16 protein-coding genes are annotated in these 16,551 nt (G+C 65.2%); 4 read left to right on the plus strand and 12 right to left on the minus strand.

Translation table 11 applies throughout. The annotated features are described in order from the left end of the window. Positions 1-249: 249 nt before the first annotated feature. The 6 genes from I5E68_RS13045 to I5E68_RS13070 form a co-directional block, all read right to left on the minus strand. Positions 250-828 (minus strand): L,D-transpeptidase family protein, encoded by a 579-nt coding sequence (locus tag I5E68_RS13045; protein WP_228726975.1) that lies wholly within the window; start codon positions 826-828, stop codon positions 250-252. 71 nt (positions 829-899) lie between these two features. Continuing rightward, positions 900-2,189: an adenylosuccinate synthase gene (locus I5E68_RS13050; protein ID WP_197164296.1), complete on the minus strand. Its 1,290-nt coding sequence runs from the start codon at positions 2,187-2,189 to the stop codon at positions 900-902. Positions 2,190-2,350: 161 nt separating this feature from the next. After that, positions 2,351-3,475: an ATP phosphoribosyltransferase regulatory subunit gene (locus tag I5E68_RS13055; RefSeq protein WP_197164297.1), complete on the minus strand. Its 1,125-nt coding sequence runs from the start codon at positions 3,473-3,475 to the stop codon at positions 2,351-2,353. Between the two features lie 85 nt (positions 3,476-3,560). Continuing rightward, a complete protein-coding gene (locus tag I5E68_RS13060; protein ID WP_197164298.1) occupies positions 3,561-4,169 on the minus strand; it encodes a sulfotransferase family 2 domain-containing protein in 609 nt (202 codons plus the stop codon). Between the two features lie 360 nt (positions 4,170-4,529). Continuing rightward, a complete protein-coding gene (gene serA / locus I5E68_RS13065) occupies positions 4,530-6,116 on the minus strand; it encodes a phosphoglycerate dehydrogenase (RefSeq protein ID WP_197164299.1) in 1,587 nt (528 codons plus the stop codon). Positions 6,117-6,239: 123 nt separating this feature from the next. Beyond that, entirely contained in the window at positions 6,240-7,373 is a 1,134-nt protein-coding gene (locus tag I5E68_RS13070; RefSeq protein ID WP_197164301.1) for a phosphoserine transaminase, read from the minus strand. 205 nt (positions 7,374-7,578) lie between these two features. Here I5E68_RS13070 and I5E68_RS13075 point away from each other — a divergent pair, with 205 nt between their 5' ends. Continuing rightward, positions 7,579-8,271, plus strand: a complete 693-nt coding sequence (locus I5E68_RS13075) for an extensin family protein (RefSeq protein WP_197164303.1) — start codon at positions 7,579-7,581, stop codon at positions 8,269-8,271. Positions 8,272-8,317: 46 nt separating this feature from the next. On the opposite strand, the gene I5E68_RS13080 is transcribed toward I5E68_RS13075, so the two are convergent. The 6 genes from I5E68_RS13080 to ykgO all read right to left on the minus strand — a co-directional run bounded on the left by I5E68_RS13080 (position 8,318) and on the right by ykgO (position 13,457). Then, positions 8,318-9,082, minus strand: coding sequence for a proteasome-type protease (locus I5E68_RS13080; RefSeq protein WP_197164305.1), 765 nt, complete (start codon positions 9,080-9,082; stop codon positions 8,318-8,320). 153 nt (positions 9,083-9,235) lie between these two features. Continuing rightward, positions 9,236-10,087, minus strand: coding sequence for a transglutaminase family protein (locus tag I5E68_RS13085; RefSeq protein ID WP_197164307.1), 852 nt, complete (start codon positions 10,085-10,087; stop codon positions 9,236-9,238). An 8-nt stretch (positions 10,088-10,095) separates the two neighbouring features. After that, entirely contained in the window at positions 10,096-11,046 is a 951-nt protein-coding gene (locus I5E68_RS13090; protein ID WP_197164308.1) for an alpha-E domain-containing protein, read from the minus strand. Further along, on the minus strand, positions 11,046-12,488 hold the full coding sequence (locus I5E68_RS13095; protein ID WP_197164309.1) for a circularly permuted type 2 ATP-grasp protein: 1,443 nt from the start codon (positions 12,486-12,488) through the stop codon (positions 11,046-11,048). The genes I5E68_RS13090 and I5E68_RS13095 overlap by 1 nt, the downstream gene beginning before the upstream one ends. A gap of 135 nt (positions 12,489-12,623) precedes the next feature. Beyond that, positions 12,624-13,235, minus strand: a complete 612-nt coding sequence (locus I5E68_RS13100; protein WP_197164310.1) for an HAD family hydrolase — start codon at positions 13,233-13,235, stop codon at positions 12,624-12,626. A gap of 96 nt (positions 13,236-13,331) precedes the next feature. After that, positions 13,332-13,457, minus strand: a complete 126-nt coding sequence (gene ykgO, locus I5E68_RS13105) for a type B 50S ribosomal protein L36 (protein WP_123152541.1) — start codon at positions 13,455-13,457, stop codon at positions 13,332-13,334. A gap of 249 nt (positions 13,458-13,706) precedes the next feature. On the opposite strand from ykgO, the gene I5E68_RS13110 reads away from it, so the two are divergent. The 3 genes from I5E68_RS13110 (at position 13,707) to I5E68_RS13120 (ending at position 16,551) form a co-directional block, all read left to right on the plus strand. Further along, entirely contained in the window at positions 13,707-14,606 is a 900-nt protein-coding gene (locus I5E68_RS13110) for a hypothetical protein (protein ID WP_197164311.1), read from the plus strand. A gap of 155 nt (positions 14,607-14,761) precedes the next feature. Continuing rightward, entirely contained in the window at positions 14,762-15,370 is a 609-nt protein-coding gene (locus tag I5E68_RS13115) for a DUF4136 domain-containing protein (protein ID WP_197164312.1), read from the plus strand. Positions 15,371-15,387: 17 nt separating this feature from the next. Next, entirely contained in the window at positions 15,388-16,551 is a 1,164-nt protein-coding gene (locus tag I5E68_RS13120; protein ID WP_197164313.1) for a M14 family metallopeptidase, read from the plus strand.

Consider the following 16,551-nt stretch of genomic DNA (forward strand, 5'->3'; position numbering starts at 1 on the left):
GTCCATCACGATTCGGCATGAGCGCTTAGTTAGGAACCTAAGTATATTCTGACAAGTTGCGTAACGTGCAATTTACGAGCCAGCAATGTCGCTGAATGCAATCGACTGCACTCGCGACATATCCGTTCCGAGCGCGCGCCCGAATGGCAGTTTTGAAGCTATCGTGACCGGGCTGCCCGAATATCAATTGCGCGGCTTGGGACGCAACAATCTTCGATACTCTGGCACAGCCAAGGCCGCCCCCGCCACTCAAGGCAGGATTTCTATCCGGGTTCCATCGCTGACGCTGGCCCACAGCAGATCCATCTGCGCATTGGACAAGGCTATGCAGCCGTCGGTCCAGTCACCCGCCACGCGCCCCTCGACGAGGCCATTGGGCTGACCGTGGATCATGATCATACCGCCCGCCGATCGACCGCGCGCAGCAGCATAGGCCCGGTCGCGCATATCGGGATAGGAGATGTGCAGGCTGAGGTAGTAGCGCGAGCGCGGGTTGGCCCAGTCGATCGTGTAGCGCCCCTCGGGAGTGCGCTCATCGCCTTCGAAACGCTTGGCCCCGCGCGGCGCGTCACCCAACTGGATATCGGCGATGGCATGGACGAGTTGTCCTGCACTCCACAGTTCGAGCCGCCGCCGTGCCTTGTGGATACGCACCAGGTCGGTTGCAATCGGACGGGGCGAGGCGCCCTTCCCTGCGACAGCGGCACGGACTGGGGCTGGCGCGGACATGCCTGCCACACCCTGCTCGCGCCAGGTGACGGCCGGATCGTTATCGATTTCTTCGTAGGCGATCCGGCTCGCAGGTTCCGGCGCAGCGATCGCCGGCATCGACACAATGCCGAGGCCGGCAAGCAGGGCTGCGAAAAGCGGGGCAGGCCATGGCTTGCCCCGCATCGCGATCAGTCCGCGAAAGGATCGCGCACGAGGATGGTGTCCTCGCGCTCTGGGCTGGTCGAGACCAGCGCAACCGGGGTCTCGATCAGTTCCTGCACGCGCTGGATGTACTTGATCGCCTGCGCAGGCAGGTCCGCCCACGAGCGCGCGCCTGCGGTGGTACCCTGCCAGCCGTCCATTTCCTCGTAGATCGGCTCGACACCAGCCTGGTCGGCGGCATGGCTCGGGAAATAGTCGAGCACCTTGCCATTGAGGCGATAGCCGGTGCAGATCTTCACCTTCTCGAAGCCGTCGAGCACATCGAGCTTGGTCAGTGCGATACCGGTCACGCCCGAGATGGCGCAGGACTGGCGGGTCAGCACGGCATCGAACCAGCCGCAGCGACGCTTGCGCCCGGTAACCGTGCCGAATTCATGGCCGCGTTCGCCGAGGCGCTGGCCGGTCTCGTCCTCGAGCTCGGTCGGGAATGGACCCGAGCCGACACGCGTGGTGTAGGCCTTGACGATGCCGAGCACGAAACCGGTCGCCGAGGGACCGAGACCCGACCCACTCGCAGCGGTGCCCGAGACGGTGTTCGAGCTGGTGACGAAGGGATAGGTGCCGTGGTCGACGTCGAGCAGCACGCCCTGCGCGCCCTCGAAGAGGATGCGCGCGCCCGCTTTCTTGACCTTGTTGAGACGGCGCCAGGTGGGCCCTGCGAACTGGAGCACGAAGGGCGCGATCTCGCGCAGTTCGTTCAGCAGCGCCTCGCGGTCAATCGGCTCCTGACCGAAGCCCGCACGCAGCGCGTCGTGGTGCGCGCACAGGCGGTCGAGCTGCGGCTCGAGGGCGTCGAGGTGGGCAAGGTCGCAGACGCGGATCGCGCGGCGGCCGACCTTGTCCTCGTATGCCGGGCCGATGCCGCGACCGGTGGTGCCGATCTTGCCTGCGCCAGCGGCCGCCTCGCGAAGGCCGTCGAGCTCGCGGTGGACCGGCAGGATCAACGGGCAGTTGTCGGCAATGGCAAAGTTGTCGGCGTTAATCTCCACGCCCTGTCCGCGCAGCTTCTCGACTTCGGACTTGAGGTGCCAGGGATCGAGCACGACGCCGTTGCCGATGATCGACAGCGTGCCGGTGACGATGCCCGAAGGCAGCAGCGAGAGCTTGTAGACCTGTTCGCCCACGACGAGCGTATGGCCCGCGTTGTGACCGCCCTGGAAGCGGACGACGGCATCGGCGCGGCTGGCGAGCCAGTCGACGATCTTGCCCTTGCCCTCATCGCCCCACTGGGCGCCGATCACGGTTACGTTGGCCACGGATACACTCCTCCACCTGCCAGGTGATCCAGAAACGCCCTTCGACAGGACTCGGCGTAGCGGATGGAGCGAAGGGCGCGCAAGTACGCGCCCGGATGTGCGGTGCGCGCCCTAACGCAAAGCGCGCCCGAGTCAACCCCGGCAGGACGGACGGCGACGCCTCAGAGCGCGACCGCCTCACCCCCTTCGAGCCGGTGCGAGCATCCCAGCGCGACCGGGTCGTCCGCATCCGAGAGGGCCGCGACCGTCGACCAGCCGATCGCCCGCTGGCGCGCAGCGATGCCCGCATCGTGGCCGAGCGGCAGGAACAGCTTGCGGCGCTCGCCATCCTGCCCTGCGAGTACCTCGACCAGCGGATCGGGATAGAGCGAGAAACCGGTCGCGGGTTCGGGATTGCGTCCGGTCTGGCCGAGAATCTGGTAGGTACCGCCGCGGCCCATGCTCGTGGTGATGCCATCTGCGAAGATGGTGAAGCCGAACCAGGACTGGTACTCGAAGCCATGACGCTCGGAGGGATCGAGCGTGATGCGCGCCTTGTCACCGACGCGCTCGGCGATCTCGCGCAGCCCCGCGATGCGGCTGGCGAGCACCCCCTGGGTGTCGAAGGCGGCGAGCTTCTCGATCGCGCTCGCGAAGGGACCGACAGCGTAGAGCAGCGGCAGGTAACCCTCGCCCCCTGCATCGACCAGACCTCCCGCATCCTTGGCATCGAGCATCTCGCGCACTGCCTCGATGCGCGAGGCGGGCAGCGGCAGCGCTTCGGCGCCGAGCGTGTCGACGAGGTCGGGCAAGGTGAAGTCGACCGAGATGCCGGTCGCACCGGCAGCCTTGAGCGCCTCAATGGCGAGCTCGACGATCTCGGCGGCAGCCGCGACGCTGTCGCTGCCGACCAGCTCCGCCCCGACCTGCAGGCGCTCACGCGTGGGATCGAGCCCGTCGCCCTTGATCAGCGCAACCGCGCCCGAATAGGACAGACGCAAGGGGCGTGGCGCATTGGCAAGGCCGGTCGCCGCGATGCGCGCGACTTGCGCGGTCATGTCCGAACGCAGCGCCAAGAGGCGCAGCGAGACGGGGTCGACGAAGCGGAACATACGCCGCACCTGCACCCCGGCCATGCGGCTGGCGAGCGACTTCTCGAACTCGAGGATCGGGGCCTCTACCCGGTCATAGCCATGGCTGGCGAACACGTCGTGCGCAACGCGGCGCACATGCTGTGCGGCCCAGGCCTGCTGCGGCAGGCGATCGCCCAGCCCCTCGGGCAAGAGATCGCGGTCGGTTTCGTGCATTTCGCTTCCCATCCTCGGTCGCGGCCCGGGCCCGGCAAAGCGCCGGGCGGCCTCGCGGCGAGCCTATAGGGCGAGATCGACGGATTCAGCAAGCCGCCTGCGCAATTCGCGGCGCGACCTGCGCTTCGGCCTGCTCCAGCAATGCGAAATCTGCCGCGTAAAACTCGCGGATGAAACTCAGTTGATGCGCCTTGAGCGAAATGGCCGAGCGCCTGCCTGCATTGAGCCGGGGCACACATCCAAGCCCCTTGAGGCAAGGCAGACCGGCGATTGCCTCGATCTGCTGGTATGGCACGAGGTGATCCACGGCTATGCGCTGATCGCGGTCCGCGAGATACCAGCCTTGCGGTCGGAAGATATGGTCGACATCGAAGATCGAACGCGCCGTCGCGACGTGCTCGATCGCGTCGTCGAGATCGCGGAACTTCATGTAGCGCGAGCGAAACGCGGACGAAACCGGCCGTTCCGGGTTGCCGCCGGTGCGCGCGAAATGGAAGGCAGAGAGGAACCGGTCGACCGGATCGCGCACGATGGCAAAGCTCGGCAAGTCGAGCAGATCAGGCGCAAGGCTGGCGTAATAGGTCACCGTGCGGTGCTTGACCTGCTGGCCATAGAGCGTGTGCGAAATCGAGGTTCCGGCATTCTTGGGCACATGCACGAAGAGGACGCCACGCGCACGGACCGCATCGATCATGCGCCGCCGTTTGCCATCCGCATAAGTGGGAAGTCCGAGTCGACACATCCGCTCGGGAACGTCGCTTACGTAGCGCACCCCCATGGCGGCACTCAGGGTCGCATTGAGCGCAGACTTGCCTCTGCGCAGGCCAGTTTCGATAGGTCCTAAGATTGTCATGCACCCATTGTTGCGGTCCGGGTGTCACACAGTGTTGTCAGGACATTGCAACAAGATTGCGGCCAGCGACATTGCTCCATCGCTGGCTGGAGACTGGCCGCGTGGGCTCCGGAACGGAATCGAAAAGGGGCCACGCCCAAGGCGTGACCCCTTCCGTTGGGAGACTGGCGACGCCGGATCGGCACCGGTCAGGACATTTTGTCAGGCGAAGGTCAGCGCCTTGACCAGCTTCACGCCGGGCAGTTCGTTGGCGGCCTTGAGCACTTCGTCGTTCACTGCGGAGTCGACCGAGAGCAGCAGGATTGCTTCGCCACCGGCCTCGCGGCGTCCCAGGTTGAAGGTGCCGATGTTGATGCCGTTCTCGCCCAGCAAGGTACCGATGCGGCCGATGAAGCCGGGGGCGTCCTCGTTGACGATGTACATCATGTGCCCGGTCAGTTCGGCCTCGACCTTGATGCCGAACAGCTCGATCAGGCGCGGATCGGCGTTGTTGAACAGCGTGCCGGCAACCGAACGCTCGCCCGCTTCGGTCTTGACCGAGACGCGGATCAGCGTGTGGTAGTTGCCCTCGCGCTCGGTCTTGACCTCGCGCACTTCCAGACCGCGCTCCTTGGCGAGGTAGGGGGCATTCACCATGTTCACCGAGTCCGACTGGACGCGCAGGAAACCGGAGAGCACAGCGGCGACCATCGGCTTCATGTTGAGCTCGGCAGCAGCGCCCTCGGTGTGGATCGAGATCCGCGGAACCGAATCGCGGGTCAGCTGGCCGACGAGGCTGCCGAGCTGTTCGGCAAGCTTCATGTACGGCTTGAGCTTGGGCGCTTCCTCGGCCGAGAGGCTGGGCATGTTTAGCGCGTTGGTGACGCCGCCATTGACGAGGTAGTCAGCAAGCTGCTCGGCAACCTGCAGCGCAACGTTGACCTGCGCTTCGGTGGTCGATGCACCGAGGTGCGGGGTGCAGATGAAGTTGTCGCACTCGAACAGCGGCGATTCCTTGGCCGGCTCGGTCTGGAACACGTCGAGCGCGGCACCGGCGACGTGGCCGCTGTCGAGCATCTTCTTGAGCGCGTTCTCGTCGATCAGGCCGCCACGCGCACAGTTGACGATGCGCACGCCCTTCTTGGTCTTGGCGAGGTTGTCTTCAGAGAGGATGTTGCGGGTCTGTTCGGTCAGCGGCGTGTGCAGCGTGATGAAGTCGGCCTTGGCGAGCAGCGTATCGAGGTCGGCCTTTTCAACGCCCATTTCCACGGCGCGCTCAGGCGTCAGGAACGGATCGTAGGCGACCACCTTCATCTTGAGGCCGAGCGCACGGCTGGCGACGATCGAGCCGATGTTGCCCGCGCCGATGAGGCCAAGCGTCTTGCCGGTGACTTCGACGCCCATAAAGGCGTTCTTCGGCCACTTGCCTTCCTTGGTCTGCGCGTTGGCTTCCGGGATCTGGCGAGCGAGCGCGAACATCATGGCGATGGCGTGCTCGGCGGTGGTGATCGAGTTGCCGAACGGAGTGTTCATGACGACGACGCCCTTGCCCGAGGCATAGGGGATGTCGACGTTGTCGACGCCGATGCCGGCGCGGCCGATGACCTTGAGGTTGGTCGCGGCGTCGAGGATTTCCTTGGTGACCTTCGTCGAGGAACGGATGGCGAGGCCATCGTATTCGCCGATGCGTGCGATCAGCTGCTCGGGCGTTTCGCCGGTGATGACGTCCACATCGCAACCGCGCTCTTCGAAGATGCGCTTGGCGTTGGGGTCCATCTTGTCGGAAATGAGAACTTTGGGCTTGGTCATGTTTTCCTCGTCATTCCCGCGAAGGCGGGAATCCAGTCCTGCCTTCGCGTCTGTATGTGAGGTTGAAACTGGATCCCCGCCTTCGCGGGGATGACGAATCTAGTTGGTCGTCCGAGCGAATGCTCAGGCAGCGGCCTTGACGGTGGCGTAGGCCCAGTCAAGCCAGGGACCGAGGTCCTCGATGTCCTGGGTATTGACCGTGGCGCCGCACCAGATGCGAAGGCCTGCGGGCGCATCGCGGTAGCCGGCGAGATCGAAGGCCGCGCCTTCCTTCTCCAGAGCGGCGGCGAACTTCTTGATGAAGTCGGTGTCCGCGCCTTCGACGGTCAGGCAGACCGAGGTCTTCGAACGGGTCGCCGGATCGGCGGCCAGGTGGCCGAGCCAGTCGCGGTCGGCTACGATCTTGTCGAGCGCGGCAGCGTTGGCGTCCGAACGGGCCTTGAGGCCTTCGAGGCCGCCCAGATCCTTGGCCCACTCCAGCGCGAAGATCGCGTCTTCGACGGCCAGCATCGAGGGGGTGTTGATCGTCTCGCCCTTGAAGATGCCCTCGATCAGCTTGCCGCCCTTGGTGAGGCGGAAGATTTTGGGGAGCGGGCGATCGGGGGTGTAGCTCTCCAGACGCTCGACCGCACGGGGGCCGAGGATCAGAACGCCGTGGCCGCCCTCGCCGCCCAGGACCTTCTGCCAGGAGAAGGTGGCAACGTCGATCTTGGACCAGTCGATGTCGTAGGCGAAGACGCCCGAGGTCGCGTCGGCGAAGGCCAGGCCTTCACGGTCGGCGGGAATGAAGTCCGCGCTGGGAACGCGCACGCCCGAGGTGGTGCCGTTCCAGGTGAAGAGCACGTCGTTGCTCCAATCCACCTGGGTGAGGTCGGGGATCTGGCCGTAGTCGGCGCGGATCACGGTGGGGTCGAGCTTGAGCTGCTTGACGGCGTCCGTCACCCAGCCTTCGCCGAAGCTTTCCCAGGCGAGCGTGGTGACCGGCTTGGCGCCGAGCATGGTCCACATGGCCATCTCGAAGGCGCCGGTGTCGGAACCGGGAACAATACCGATGCGGTGGGTGTCGGGCAGCTGCAGCACTTCGCGCATCAGGTCGATGCAGTACTGAAGGCGCGTCTTGCCGATCTTCGCGCGGTGCGAACGACCCAGCGATTCGGTGGCCAGCTTTTCGGGAGCAAAGGTGGGTGCCTTGGCGCAGGGACCCGACGAGAAATGCGGACGCGCAGGCTTGCGCGCCGGTACCGTGATATCAGTCATTTAAGACTCTCCTTACAGAGAGCTCGCGCGGCGTTGGGACCGCGTGGCCCGAAGCCGCATCTAAGCCTGCCAATGTGAAAGTCAAACGATTCGCACGCCGAGGCGACTCCCCTCCGGGATAATCCGAGTTTGCTCCGGATGGCCCGGCGGGTAGACTGGGCCCACGCTAAACCCCGGGTTAATCACGAATTGCGATAACGTCCCCATGCGCGGTACCGTCCTGATCCTGCCTTTGCTCGGCCTGCTTGCCGGGTGTGTCGACATTCCACGCTCGAAATCCCCGCAGTCGCGCGAAGGCGCAGGAAAATCGAGCAGGCAGGCTGTACGCCAGTCAACCCGAACCTTCTCGCCGCGACCCGAGTACGGTCAGTGCCTCAGCAAGCTGGGCGCGCAGCAGGCCAGCTTCCGACCACTGGAGGACAAGTATTACGGGAAAGGCTGTTCGACGCTTGGCACGGTGCAGCTCTCCTCGCTCGCCAGTGACACCGCCTCGCTCAGCCTCACCAACCTTGGCCCGGTGACCTGCCCAATGGCGACCGGCTTTGCCGGTTGGGCGCGCTTCGGCGTGGACCGGGCGGCAGAACAGATCTTCGGTAGCCGGGTGGCTCGGATCGAGACCTATGGCAGCTACAATTGCCGCAACGTCGCGGGTACGAGCCGACGCTCAGGTCATGCCACCGCCAATGCAATCGACGTCTCCGCATTCGTTCTGGCCGACGGGCACCGCATCAGCGTGCTCGACGACTGGTCGGGCGGGAGCCGGGAAGAGCGACGTTTCCTGCGCATCGTCCATGACAGCGCGTGCAAGCGTTTCGGAATGGTGCTGGGCCCCGACTACAACTCGGCGCACGAGAACCATTTCCATCTGGAAGCCAGCGACGGCAGCTTCTGCCGTTGAGCCCGGCGGCTCCCCTGCCCCCGACGAGGCAGGATCGGCTCGTGTATCAGCCCGAAACGGCCTCGGCGCGCGCTTCCATGCGGTAGTCCGGCAGCGCGTCGAGCGCCTGACGCAAGGCCTCGCCCCAGCCTTCAGAGACGGCCTGCAGATAGGGATCGCCCGCCTCGATGCGGCGCTCGTGAAGCGGAGTGAAGCAGTCGCGCTCGATCACCAGCAGGTCGAGCGGCAGGCCGACCGAGAGATTGGCCTTGAGCGTGGAGTCGAACGAGACCGTCATCAGCTTCACCGCAGCCTCGAAGCTCATGTCGGGCTGGTAGCCGCGCAGCAGGATCGGGCGTCCATACTTGGTCTCGCCGATCTGGAAGAAGGGCGTATCGAAGCTCGCCTCGATGAAGTTGCCTTCGGGGTAGATCAGGAACAGGCGCGGTTCCATCCCGGCGATCTGGCCTGCGACGATGATCGTCGCGCTGAAGGTACCTGCCGCAGCGCGCGGACCGTTGTCCTCTGCGCGCGAGGAGATCGTCTCGCGCAGCAGATCGCCGACGATCGTCGCGACCTGGAACATGGTCTCGGCCTCGAGCAGCGAATTGCTACGCTGCGACGGTGCCTTGTTGCGCTCCTCCAGCTGGCTGATCACGGCCTGCGTGGTAGCGAGGTTACCCGCGGTCATCACCGAGATGATGCGCTCGCCCGAGATTTCCCAGTGATGCATCTTGCGGAAGGTGGAGATGTTGTCGACGCCCGAATTGGTGCGGGTGTCGCTCATGAGCACGAGCCCACGCTCCAGCATCATGCCAACGCAATAGGTCATCGACGTCTTGGCCCCTGCACTCTTTGCGGACGCACCCGAATCGAATGCATCGTAATTCAACTGCACCACTTCGCACAGCCGTGCGACCCGGCTGACTTTTCTGGATTATCCTTGCTGCAGCGTTCGGACCAACAAGGACTCCTTACGCGAATCCTACTGCTGACCGGTCCCGGAAGACTGTTGCTGCTGCTGTCCTCCTAGCACCTTCTCGGCCACCGACAACTGCACATCGAGATGGCTATCCCCACCTCCCGACGCGACACCGGTAACCGGAGCCGCCTCGCTGTAGTCACAACCGCTGGCCACGCGAATGTACCTATCGTCGGGACAGACCTCGTTGGAGACGTCGAAACCGACCCAGCCCAGCCCCGGCACGTGGGCCTCGGCCCAGCCATGCCCGGCCTCCTGCTCCTCGCGGTCGTCCATCTTGAGATAGCCGCCGACGTAGCGCATCGGAATGTCGACGAGGCGGCCGGCGCTGATCATGATGTGCGCGTGGTCCTGGCAAACGCCCTTGCCCGCCGCCAGCGCCTCCTCGGCAGTAGTGCCGACGTCGGTCTGTCCTGGGACATACTCGACCTGCTGCCCGACCGCGCGCGACAACGCGTGGAGGAAGGCCAGCGTATCGCCCTTGTCGACATCGATAGAGGAGACCAGCTGCCGCACCTTGCTTCCGGGCTTGGTCAGTGCGGTCGGTCTCAGGAAGCACCACAGGGGCATATGCCCCGAGTGCATGCCGATGACGCCATTGTTGTCGCTGGTCCGCACGGTGCCCGAACAGGTCACCACGACCTCTTCGGCGCCCTGCTCGATCGAGACCAGGGTCACGTGGTTGTGGTTCTGGTCCTCGTATTCGGCCTCGACGCGAGCGCCAGCGAGGTCCATCGTCCAGTCCAGCACTTCCTGACCATGCGTGGACTTGGGCCGCAAACGCAGGCGCTGCAGGCCGTGGGTAACCGCCTCGGTGAAGACGTAGCGGGTGGTATGAGTGACGGTCAGCAGCACAAAAAGCCTTACTCTGTGAAGCGATAGTCGGCGGCGATCGCGTTCCCGATGTCGATCGTCTTGGAAATCACCAGTTGCAGGTACTCGTGCAGCCCCTGCTCGAAGATGTCCTCGATCGTGGTCTGGTGCAGCGCCGCACCGGTGTCGCGCAGCAGTTCATGCGCCGCCGTCTCGCCGCCGTATTCCTTGGCGAGTCCAGCCATGTTGCTGCGGATCTTCTCGTAGCAGAACACGAGACTGCGCGGGAACTGGCCGTCGAGGATCAGGAAGCGAGCGATCTCGCGCGGCTCCATCGTATGCGCGTTGAGCCAGGAGAAGGCGCGATTGCCCGCGACCGAGCGCAGCAGCGTGTCCCACTGCTGGTTGTCGAGGTTCGAGCCGACCCAGGCCGTGCTTGGCAGCAACACGTAGTACTTCACGTCGAGGATGCGCGCGGTGTTGTCCGCGCGTTCGATGAAGGTGCCGATGCGTGCGAAGTTGTAGACCTCGTTGCGCAGCATCGAGTTCTCGAAGGCGCCGCGCACCAGCATGTTGGTGCGCCGGATCGCCATGAGCGCCTCGCGCAGGCCGGTTTCGCGCACGGGCCGCGCAAGCAGGTCCTTGATCGTCAGCCAGCCCTCGTTGATCGCCTCCCACACCGAATTGGTGATCGAGGTGCGCACGACGCGGGCGTTGGTTCGCGCATTTTCCATCATGCACAGCACGGAGCCGGGATTGTCCTTGTCGCGCAGGACATAGTTGAACACCTGAGGCCCGGCGAAGTCCTCGCCGTACTTCTCGATGTATTCGTCGACGAGGCCCGCGGTGGTGAGCACCGAGCGCCATTCATCGTACTGCGAATCCTTGCTCGCGCTGGTCAGCGCGAGGTGGAAGCCCACGTCGAGCAGGCGCGCGGTGTTCTCGGCCCGCTCGAGATAGCGGGCCATCCAGTATACGCCATTGGCTGCACGTCCGAGCATCAGTCCTCCAGCACCCAGCTGTCCTTGGTGCCACCGCCCTGCGAGGAATTGACCACCAGCGATCCCTTCTTGAGCGCCACGCGCGTCAGTCCGCCCGGCGTGATGTCGATACCTTCGGGCGAGACCAGTACGAAGGGACGCAAGTCGACATGGCGCGGCGCCAGCCCTTCTTTGGTGAAGATCGGCACGGTCGAGAGCGAAAGCGTGGGCTGGGCGATGTAGTTTTCCGGCCGCGCACGAAGCTTGGCCTCGAAGTCGGAGAGTTCGCGCTTCGAGGAAGTCGGCCCGATCAGCATGCCGTATCCACCCGAGCCGTGGACCTCCTTGACGACCAGATCCTTAAGGTTGTCGAGCACGTAGGCGAGCGCATCGCTTTCCGAGCAGCGCCAGGTGGGCACGTTCTGCAGGATCGGTTTCTCGCCGGTGTAGAACTCGACGATCTCGGGCATGTAGGAATAGATCGCCTTGTCGTCGGCGATGCCGGTGCCGGGCGCATTGGCGATGGTGACGCCGCCGGCACGGTAGACGTCCATGATCCCGGCCACGCCAAGCGCGGATTCGGGATTGAAGGTCAGCGGATCGAGGAAATCGTCGTCGACGCGGCGGTAGATGACGTCAATCGCCTTGTAGCCGGTGGTCGTGCGCATCGCGACCCGCCCGTTGATGATGCGCAGGTCGTTGCCCTCGACTAGCTCGGCGCCCATCTGGTCGGCGAGGAAGGCATGCTCGAAATAGGCCGAGTTGTAGATGCCCGGTGTCAGCACCGCGACCACCGGACGCTTGCCAGCAGCGGCATCGTAGGCTGGCGGCGCGCAGGCACGCAGCGAGCGCGCGAGCCGGCGCGGATAGTCCGAGACCTGGCGGACCGGGATCTGCGTGAACAGCTCCGGGAACATCGCCATCATCGTCTCGCGGTTCTCGAGCATATACGAGACGCCCGAAGGCGTGCGCGCATTGTCCTCGAGCACCATGAAGTCGTCCTCGCCGGTACGCACGAGGTCGATGCCGACGATGTGGGTATAGACCCCGCCCGGCGGCGTGAAGCCGATCATCTGCGAGAGAAAGGCATCGTTGTTGCGCAGTGCGCTGATCGGCAGGCGGCCCGAACGCACGATCTCCTGACGGTGGTAGAGATCCTGGAGGAAGGCGTTGATCGCCCGCACCCTCTGCTCGATGCCCTTGGTCAGCTTGCGCCATTCCTTCGCGGTGATGATCCGGGGGATCATGTCGAAGGGGATCAGGCGCTCTTCCGCGTCGGCTTCACCGTAAACGTTGAAGGTAATTCCGATCCGCCGGAAGAAATGCTCCGCTTCCGCGTCCTGCCGACGCAGCCAGGACTTGTCTTGGGCATCGTACCAATTGCGAAATTCAGAGTAGGCAGCACGAACGGTGCCGTCCTCGTGGAGCATTTCGTCGAACTTCGGTGTGCTCGCAGCCGTCATCGTGACTCCCGTTTGTCCATGTGATGCAACATGAAACGGGACTTGCCAAGCGCACTCGCTGCACTTGCGAAATAAATTGTCTAACGGTGGTAACGCTCCGCGGGACGGACCCGGACCGCAACCCGCACAGGCTTGTCAGTCAAGCAGCCCGCGCGCCACGAGGTCCGCGCGCAACGCATCCGCCCCGTGGAAGTGGTGCACATTCCAGCCGAGCGCTGCGGCACCGGCAATGTTGTCGGCGCGATCGTCGACGAACAGCATGCGCTGCGGCGCGTGCCCGAAGCGGCTTGCGGCCAGCTCGTAGATCGCAGGATCAGGCTTCACCAGCTTCTCGTCACCGGAGACGACGATATCGCCGAACAGGTCGAACAGCGGCTCGCTCGCGCGGTATTCGCGCCAGAACGGGCTGGCGAAGTTGGTGATCACGTAGAGGGGGACCTCGCGCGCGGACAATTCGCGCACGATCTCGTGCGTACCGGGGATATTGCCGGGTATCGTCTCGAGGAACCGTGTGGCGTAAGCGTCGAGCACGTCGTCGTTGCCCGGAAACCGTGCCTTGCGCTCGGCAACGAGGTCGGCCAGCGCCTCGCCCGCATCATGCCGGAAGTGCCACTCTTCGGTGATCACCTCGTTCGTGACATGCGCCAGCCGCTCGGGATCCTCGACGACGCGTGCCAGCAGACGGTGCAGATCCCACTGCACCAGCACCCGACCGACATCGAAAACGACTGCATCTATTCCGGACATGACAAGACCCCCGCTTTTGGCGGGGGTCTGTTACGTCATCGCAAGGACCCTTCCGCCGTCAACTCCCGCCGGCACCGACAGGAGGGGCGAAACGAATCAGCCCTGGCGCGCCTTGAAGCGCGGCTGCGTCTTGTTGATGACGTAGGTACGGCCACGGCGACGGATCACGCGGTTGTCGCGGTGACGGCCCTTGAGCGACTTGAGGCTGTTGCGAATCTTCATGTCTTGTCTCGTCCAGGTTGGTCTGGCGGTTACCGACCGCCGGAAAATCGAAGAGCGCCGTTAATCCGCGCGCACCGCAGAGTCAAGCTTCGCGTCGAGCGCCGGATGACGCAGGCCATCGCAATACGCACGAAAGACGCGGGCCTTGCGCCCGGCCCTATGGCAGTTCATTCATCGCACGGCAATCGCGCGCGGCCCATGAAATCAGGGGTGCGACCCCAATAACGCCGAAGAAAGATCGCAACACCCATGACATTGCCGAGCGAAAAGCTCTCCGCCTTGCGTGCCTCGCGCCGCCTGCGCAGCCTCGCCGCTGGCCTGTGCGCGCTCGGAACTCTCGCCGTGACCACGCCCGCGATGGCGCAGGGCCCCGGAGGCTGGGGCGGCTGGGGCAACCGGGGCTGGGGTGGAATGGGTTGGCGCGGCGCCTATCCCGACCGACCCTACCGCACCCGCTCGACCAGCCAGCGCGATCCGCGAGAGGGCCGTGTCGACGTTTCGCGCTTCGTGATCGACAGCCCGCAGGCCGCCAGCCTCGGCAAGGGACCGATCATCATTGAATCGCGCTCGGCAGAAACGCCAGTCAGCGAGACCGGCAATCTCAGCGCCGAGCCGATCGCCGGACAGCCGCCGGGCCCTCCTGCGCCGCCCGCTTATGCTCCGCCGCAGGAAGCGAAAAGCGCATGGATGGCGCCCGCGACCCGCACGATCTACGAAGCTGCGGTACTGGATGGTTTCGTCAGCGCGGGTTACGACACGCTACATCCCGATGCGGCGCAGGCGCAGGTCGCCAGCATCGAGATCGACCGACGCCTGCTCACCCCGGCCGAAGAAAAGCGCAACCCGGTCAGTGGCAGTGCCGCCATGTCGGTCGGCACGTATGGATCGGCCTATGGACTGGCGGTCAATGTCGACCTGTCCAAGCCGCGCGGCGCGCTCGTCGCCACGCGCATGACGCTGCGCATCCGCGACCATGTCGGCGGCACGGTGCTGTGGGAAGGTCACGCCGAGATAGCGACGCGCGACGACGACGATGACTGGGATGACGGCGAAATCGCGGCCCGGCTGGCCTCGGCCTTGCTCGACCGCTTCCCTGAAGGCGAGAAGGTCCAGCCGCTTGCCGCCACGGGGATCACCCCCAGCGACTGAGTGCAGGGCGAGGGTCACGCCCTTCCCCCTGCCCGGCCACCGGCCTGCGCGACCAGCTTGCATCGCGCGGGCTAAGGGGCCACATCGCTTTCAGGCACCGCTGCCGCGAACGCATGACGCGTCAAGGACATAGCGGGCGCGATGGAGATAGAGCGATGACCAGCCTCGTGCGCCGACTTTGCGTAATCGCCACTGGCGGCGCGCTGCTCGCACTGAGCGCATGCGTCGCACCGGTCGGCCCGGTCGAGGTGACGCGATTCCACGTCGGCGCCACCCAGCCGCTCACCCGCGGCACGATCCGCGTCGAACCCGCAGAAGGTCAACCCGACTCGATCGAGCTTGGAACCTTTTCCGCCGCGGTCGCGCAGGAACTGGCCAAGGCGGGCTACCGCGAACCGCTCCCCGGGCAGACGGGCGCAAGCCAGATCGCGCTGGTCCGGCTCGATCGCTCGACCTACCGCCCCACCCGCAACGGCTCGCCGGTATCGGTCGGCGTTGGCGGCAGCACCGGCAGCTACGGCTCGGGCCTTGGCGTCGGCCTCGGGATCGACCTCAGCGGGCCGCCCCCGGAGCAGGTCCAGACCCGCCTCGCCGTGACAATCATCGATGCGCAGACCCGCAAGCACGTCTGGGAAGGCCGCGCGGCCTTCGCGGTGCGCGCGGATTCTCCGCTCGCGCAGACCTCGCTCGGCGCCGCCAAGATGGCAGAAGCGCTGTTCAAGGATTTCCCCGGAGAATCGGGCGAAACCATCCTCGTGAAATGACGGAAAAGTCCCCCCTAATGACCACCCCCCAGATCCAGATCCACGCCGCCTTCGATTCGGGCAACATCGAGGTGCTCGGCATCGACGGCGCCACCGCGCGCCTCGCCATCCGCCGTGACCACCAGTCCGACTTCGCGCAGTGGTTCCACTTCCGCGTCAGCCCTGCGGCGGGCGAGAGCATCGCCGGGCGCGAGCTGACCTTGCGCATCACCGGGCTCAACGGCTCGGCCTATCCGATGGGCTGGCCCGGCTATAACGCCTGCGTCTCGGAAGACCGCGAGCTGTGGGCGCGAACCGGCAGCAGCTGGGACGAGAGCCTCGACGGCGGCAGCCTGACGATCACCTACGTACCCGAGAGCGAGCAGGCCTGGTTCGCCTATTTCGCGCCCTATTCGATGGAGCGCCACCACGACCTCGTCGCGACGACCGCGCTGACCGAGGGTGCCACGCTGCGCTGCCTTGGTACAACGCTCGATGGCCAGCCGCTCGATTGCCTCGAGTTCGGCGAGGGACAAGTGCAGGTCTGGCTCTACGCGCGCCAGCATCCCGGCGAGAGCATGGCCGAGTGGTGGATGGAAGGCGCGCTCGACGTGCTGTCCGACGGTGCCAGTTCGGTCGGGCGCGAGCTGCGCAAGCGCTGCCGCCTGCACGTCGTTCCCAACATGAACCCCGACGGCTCGCGCCGCGGCCACCTGCGTACCAATGCGGTGGGCACGAACCTCAACCGCGAATGGGCCGAGCCCACCCCCGAGGCCTCGCCCGAGGTGCTCGCGGTGCGCAACGCCATGGACGCGAGCGGCGTCGACTTCGCCATGGACGTCCACGGCGACGAGGCGATCCCGGCGGTCTTCCTTGCCGGTTTCGAGGGCATCCCCTCGCTCAAGGACGAACAGAAGGCGGGCTATAATCGCTTCGGCGAACTGCTCGACCGGCGCACGCCCGATTTCCAGCGCAAGCTGGGCTATCCGGTGGCGAGCCCGGGCAAGGCCAATCTCGCCCTCTCGACCAACCAGGTTGCGGAACGCTTCGGCGCGGTGGCGATGACGCTCGAAATGCCGTTCAAGGACCACGATCCGGCGCCCGATGCACTGCAGGCATGGAGCCCGGAACGCTCGACCCAGCTTGGCCGCGACTGCATGGCGACCTTGCTCGAATGGCTGGTCGAGCGCGAAGGCGCCTGA

Source organism: Novosphingobium aureum, from assembly GCF_015865035.1.
Lineage (GTDB): Bacteria > Pseudomonadota > Alphaproteobacteria > Sphingomonadales > Sphingomonadaceae > Novosphingobium > Novosphingobium aureum.

What these genes read in the sequence shown, in the direction of transcription:
- I5E68_RS13045 (WP_228726975.1), bottom strand. Translation starts at nt 828, where the DNA reads ATGCCGGCGATCGCTGCGCCGGAACCTGCGAGCCGGATCGCCTACGAA.
- I5E68_RS13055 (WP_197164297.1), bottom strand. Translation starts at nt 3,475, where the DNA reads ATGCACGAAACCGACCGCGATCTCTTGCCCGAGGGGCTGGGCGATCGC.
- I5E68_RS13060 (WP_197164298.1), bottom strand. Translation starts at nt 4,169, where the DNA reads ATGATCGATGCGGTCCGTGCGCGTGGCGTCCTCTTCGTGCATGTGCCC.
- serA (WP_197164299.1), bottom strand. Translation starts at nt 6,116, where the DNA reads ATGACCAAGCCCAAAGTTCTCATTTCCGACAAGATGGACCCCAACGCC.
- I5E68_RS13070 (WP_197164301.1), bottom strand. Translation starts at nt 7,373, where the DNA reads ATGACTGATATCACGGTACCGGCGCGCAAGCCTGCGCGTCCGCATTTC.
- I5E68_RS13075 (WP_197164303.1), top strand. Translation starts at nt 7,579, where the DNA reads ATGCGCGGTACCGTCCTGATCCTGCCTTTGCTCGGCCTGCTTGCCGGG.
- I5E68_RS13080 (WP_197164305.1), bottom strand. Translation starts at nt 9,082, where the DNA reads ATGACCTATTGCGTTGGCATGATGCTGGAGCGTGGGCTCGTGCTCATG.
- I5E68_RS13090 (WP_197164308.1), bottom strand. Translation starts at nt 11,046, where the DNA reads ATGCTCGGACGTGCAGCCAATGGCGTATACTGGATGGCCCGCTATCTC.
- I5E68_RS13095 (WP_197164309.1), bottom strand. Translation starts at nt 12,488, where the DNA reads ATGACGGCTGCGAGCACACCGAAGTTCGACGAAATGCTCCACGAGGAC.
- I5E68_RS13100 (WP_197164310.1), bottom strand. Translation starts at nt 13,235, where the DNA reads ATGTCCGGAATAGATGCAGTCGTTTTCGATGTCGGTCGGGTGCTGGTG.
- ykgO (WP_123152541.1), bottom strand. Translation starts at nt 13,457, where the DNA reads ATGAAGATTCGCAACAGCCTCAAGTCGCTCAAGGGCCGTCACCGCGAC.
- I5E68_RS13110 (WP_197164311.1), top strand. Translation starts at nt 13,707, where the DNA reads ATGACATTGCCGAGCGAAAAGCTCTCCGCCTTGCGTGCCTCGCGCCGC.
- I5E68_RS13115 (WP_197164312.1), top strand. Translation starts at nt 14,762, where the DNA reads ATGACCAGCCTCGTGCGCCGACTTTGCGTAATCGCCACTGGCGGCGCG.
- I5E68_RS13120 (WP_197164313.1), top strand. Translation starts at nt 15,388, where the DNA reads ATGACCACCCCCCAGATCCAGATCCACGCCGCCTTCGATTCGGGCAAC.